The sequence below is a fragment of the Moraxella caviae genome (assembly GCF_002014985.1).
Taxonomy (GTDB): Bacteria; Pseudomonadota; Gammaproteobacteria; order Pseudomonadales; family Moraxellaceae; genus Moraxella; species Moraxella caviae.
In genome coordinates, this window is sequence record NZ_MUXU01000002.1 from 1 (window position 1) to 4,263 (window position 4,263).

The 4,263-nt window shown below is 45.9% G+C and carries 2 protein-coding genes and 1 pseudogene; 2 read left to right on the plus strand and 1 reads right to left on the minus strand.

All coding sequences use genetic code 11. The features are described 5' to 3' along the window. A pseudogene (locus tag B0181_RS00075) lies at nucleotides 1–142 on the plus strand (IS1595 family transposase); the annotation flags it as partial. Between the two features lie 296 nt (nucleotides 143–438). On the opposite strand, the gene B0181_RS00080 reads toward B0181_RS00075, so the two are convergent. Further along, nucleotides 439–993: a carboxymuconolactone decarboxylase family protein gene (locus B0181_RS00080; RefSeq protein ID WP_078275463.1), complete on the minus strand. Its 555-nt coding sequence runs from the start codon at nucleotides 991–993 to the stop codon at nucleotides 439–441. Between the two features lie 347 nt (nucleotides 994–1,340). Here B0181_RS00080 and clpB point away from each other — a divergent pair, with 347 nt between their 5' ends. Beyond that, a complete protein-coding gene (gene clpB / locus B0181_RS00085; protein ID WP_078275462.1) occupies nucleotides 1,341–3,917 on the plus strand; it encodes an ATP-dependent chaperone ClpB in 2,577 nt (858 codons plus the stop codon). Nucleotides 3,918–4,263: the final 346 nt, after the last annotated feature.

Consider the following 4,263-nt stretch of genomic DNA (forward strand, 5'->3'; position numbering starts at 1 on the left):
CCAATCTAAACGCATTCTTAGAAAATATAATGGCATTGACAAGAAAAACTTCCATCTTTTTATCAAAGAATGCGAATTTAGATTTAATTACGGCACACCATCACAAAAGCTAAAAACTTTAAGAAAATGGTGTGGGGTTTAGGGCTAATCTACTACAGCCCCAAACCGTTTGTGACAAACCTACCAAGCTGGCAAAACCGCTGATGGTGAGTTTGTCAAATTAAAAAACCGTTCGTAGTGATTTACTACATTTAAAAAACCGTTCGTGGTGAGCTTGTCGAACCATGGCGGTTTTTTATCTTATTGATTTAATTGTCATTTGTCTGATACTTAATCCTTCATATTGCAAAAAATAAACCCTGCGATCAGTGCAGGGTTTATTTATGGTCGGATTTTGGCTTTACAAACCAAATCACTTACCAGCCAAAATCAATCAAATTAACGCTTTGGCGCATAATCAATCAATTCTGGGTTGATGTCGGTTTTACCTACGTTATTAGCGTAGTTACACAGCGTTGCCAAAGCCACGCCCATGATGGTGTCCAGCACGTTTTGGTCGTTGTAGCCAGCTGCTTTAAACGCCGCCAATTCTTCGTCTGATACCGCGCCACGCTTGTCAATCAGTTGCATGGTGAATTGCGCTAGAGCTTGGTATTTTTCGTTGCTGTCAATGTTGGTGCGGTTGCGCAGTGCTTCTAGCACGTCATTTGGCATTTTTAGGCGCAAAGTGCCGATTTTGGTGTGTCCAGCCACACAAAAATCACAGCCATTGTGCGCAGCGGCGGTGATTTGCACCACTTCCACTTCTTCAGCGGTCAATGAGTTTGAACCGTTCATTTTACCAACTTCTTGATAAAACGCCAGTGCTTGCGGTGAGTTTGACAATACACCAATCAGATTTGGGATAAAGCCGTTGGCTTTTTGAACCGCTTCCATGCGTGCTTTTGCTTCGCTTGGAACGGTGTCTAGGGTGTGAACGGTAAGACGTGCCATAAAATGCCCCTTATTGTTTGTTAATGAAATTTTGGTATAAAGCGGTAGCATTTGCTACTTGTTTTGTTATATGGGGGTGTGGTTTTGGATTGCAAGGCGATTGATTTGAAATTTATGCGTAAATTTTAAAAAAGTGCGTTTATCGGTGCGATTTATAAAAATAACGTTATTTTTCAAAAGTTTATAAAAATTTTTGTTTATTTTGTGGTTTTAATATTGAAAAAATTTGATTTGTCAAGCATATATTTAGCAAATGCACTGGCGATGATGATAAGTTTTATAAATGGTACGACTTACACCGTCAAATCATTACCAGTTTAAAAAATTAAAAACAAGCGAGAACGATTATGAACTTTGAAAAATACACCGCAAAATTACAAGATATCATACGTCAAGCGCAGTCTTTGGCGTTGGCAAAAGACAACACCGCCATCAGCAGCGCGCATTTATTGGCAGTGATGCTGGACGATGAATCCGTGCTTGCCACGCTACAAAATGCTGGGGCGAATGTGCCAGTTTTAAAAGATGAAACGCAGGCGTTTTTGGCACGCCAAGCGACCATCGCCACGCCAACAGGGCAGGTGAATTTGGGCGCAGACGCAGCGCAAGTGCTAAATCTTGCCGAACGCCACGCCCAAAAAGCAGGCGATGAATTTGTGGCGAGCGAATGGCTTTTACTTGCCCTAAGCGAGCAAACCGACAGCAAAAAAGTGCTACAAACCGCTGGCGTGAACAGCAAAGTGCTGATTGAAACGATTAAAAATCTAAGGGGGAATGACACTGTGAACACACAAAATGCCGAAGACACCCGCCAAGCGCTGGAAAAATACACCGTCAATCTGACTGAGCGTGCGCGCGATGGCAAACTTGACCCTGTGATTGGGCGTGATGATGAGATTCGCCGTACGGTGCAAGTTTTATCCAGACGCACCAAAAATAACCCTGTCTTAATCGGTGAGCCGGGCGTGGGTAAGACCGCCATTGTAGAAGGGTTGGCGCAGCGCATTGTCAATGGTGAAGTGCCAGAAAGCCTGAAAAATAAAGAAGTGCTGTCTTTGGATATGGGCAGCCTGATTGCTGGGGCGAAATATCATGGCGAGTTTGAAGAGCGTTTAAAAGGCGTGCTCAATGATTTGTCCAAGCAAGACGGCAAGGTGATTTTATTCATTGATGAGCTGCATACCATGGTGGGCGCAGGTAAAACCTCTGGCGCGATGGACGCTGGCAATATGCTAAAACCTGCTTTGGCACGCGGTGAGCTGCGCTGTGTGGGGGCGACCACGCTTGATGAATATCGTCAATACATTGAAAAAGACCCTGCGCTGGAGCGTCGTTTTCAAAAAGTGCTGGTGGACGAGCCGAGCGTGGAAGATACCATTGCGATTTTGCGTGGGCTAAAAGAGCGCTACGAGCTGCACCATGGCGTAAAAATTCTAGACAGTGCCATCATTGCCGCTGCCAAGATGAGCCATCGCTACATCACTGACCGCCAGCTGCCTGATAAGGCGATTGATTTGATTGATGAAGCGGCAAGTCGCATTAAAATGGAGCTTGATAGCAAGCCTGAAAGTCTTGATAAACTTGACCGCCGCATCATTCAGCTAAAAATGCAGCTTGAGACGGTGAAAAAAGAAGATGACGCTGGCTCACAGGCGCAAGTCAAGCAATTACAAGCGCAAATTGACGAATTAAGCAAAGAATACAATGACTTAGAAGAAATCTGGAAAGGTGAAAAAGCACTGGTAGAAGGCACAAAGCACGCACAAGTGGAGCTGGATAAAGCGCGCATTGCCCTAGAAAAAGCCCAACGTGAAAGCAACTGGGAAGAGGCAGGGCGCTTGCAATACGAAGTCATTCCTGCCTTGCAAAAGCAGCTTGCCGATGAGCAGCACGAAGAAGATGAGCAAGCACCAAAACTTTTGCGCAATAAAGTTACCGATAACGAAATTGCCGAAGTGGTGTCTGCCGCCACGGGCATTCCTGTTGCCAAAATGCTGCAAGGCGAGCGTGATAAAATGCTGGCGATGGAAGAGATTTTGCACGAGCGTGTGATTGGGCAAGATGAAGCGGTGGTGGCGGTGGCAAATGCCGTGCGCCGCAGCCGTGCTGGACTGTCTGACCCAAATAAGCCGAGCGGTTCTTTCTTGTTCTTGGGTCCAACTGGCGTGGGTAAAACCGAGCTGACCAAGTCTTTGGCGAATTTCTTGTTTGATTCAGAAGACGCGATGGTGCGTATTGATATGTCTGAATTTATGGAAAAACACAGCGTGAGCCGTCTTGTGGGTGCGCCTCCGGGCTATGTCGGCTATGAAGAAGGTGGCGTCTTGACCGAAGCGGTGCGCCGTAAGCCTTATAGCGTAGTGCTGTTTGATGAAGTGGAAAAAGCGCACCCTGATGTGTTTAATATCCTGCTGCAAGTCTTAGACGATGGGCGTTTGACCGACAGCCATGGGCGTGTGGTGGATTTTAAAAACACGGTGATTATCATGACGTCAAACCTTGGCAGCCATAAAATCCAAGAAATGGCTGGCGATGAATATGATGAAATCAAGCGTGCGGTGATGGATTCGGTGAATGCGCATTTTCGTCCAGAATTTATCAACCGCATTGATGAGATTGTCGTGTTTCATCCTTTGGGACAGGCGCAAATGGCGGGCATTGCAGGCATTCAGCTGGACAGATTGCGCAGCCGCCTAAAAGAGCGTGAGCTTGGACTGGTTTTGTCAGACGAAGCGATGAACGAGCTGATTAGTACAGGCTATGACCCTGTGTTTGGCGCAAGACCGCTAAAACGTGCGATCGTGCAAGAGATTGAAAATCCGCTGGCGCAGCGCATTTTGGCAGGTGATTTCACCGCTGGCGACACCATTTCGGTGGACGTCAAAGACGGTGTGCTACACTTTGGTAAGCTGCTGGTGAATTGATTGATGGTTTGCTGATAGCTAAAAACAGCCCTTATGATGGTAGGGGCTGTTTTTTATGGACTTTAAAATTAGGTTGGGTTTTTTTTGCTTTGCTCAACCCAGCCTACAACCGTCCCACAACCAAGCCTGCAAATTCCATTTAAAAAACTGCAAAACCGTTTGTGATTTAAAAACCGTTCAAAAAACATTCGTAATTACAAAACCGTTCGTGATTTAAAAAACCGTTCGCGGTGGGCTTGTCGAACCAAGGACGGTTTTTGGGTTAAAAACTTTCACTTAGTTCACCCTTCGACAAGCTCAGGGCGAACGGGAAAAATCATATCGGCTGTAGATACCATCCCCACCC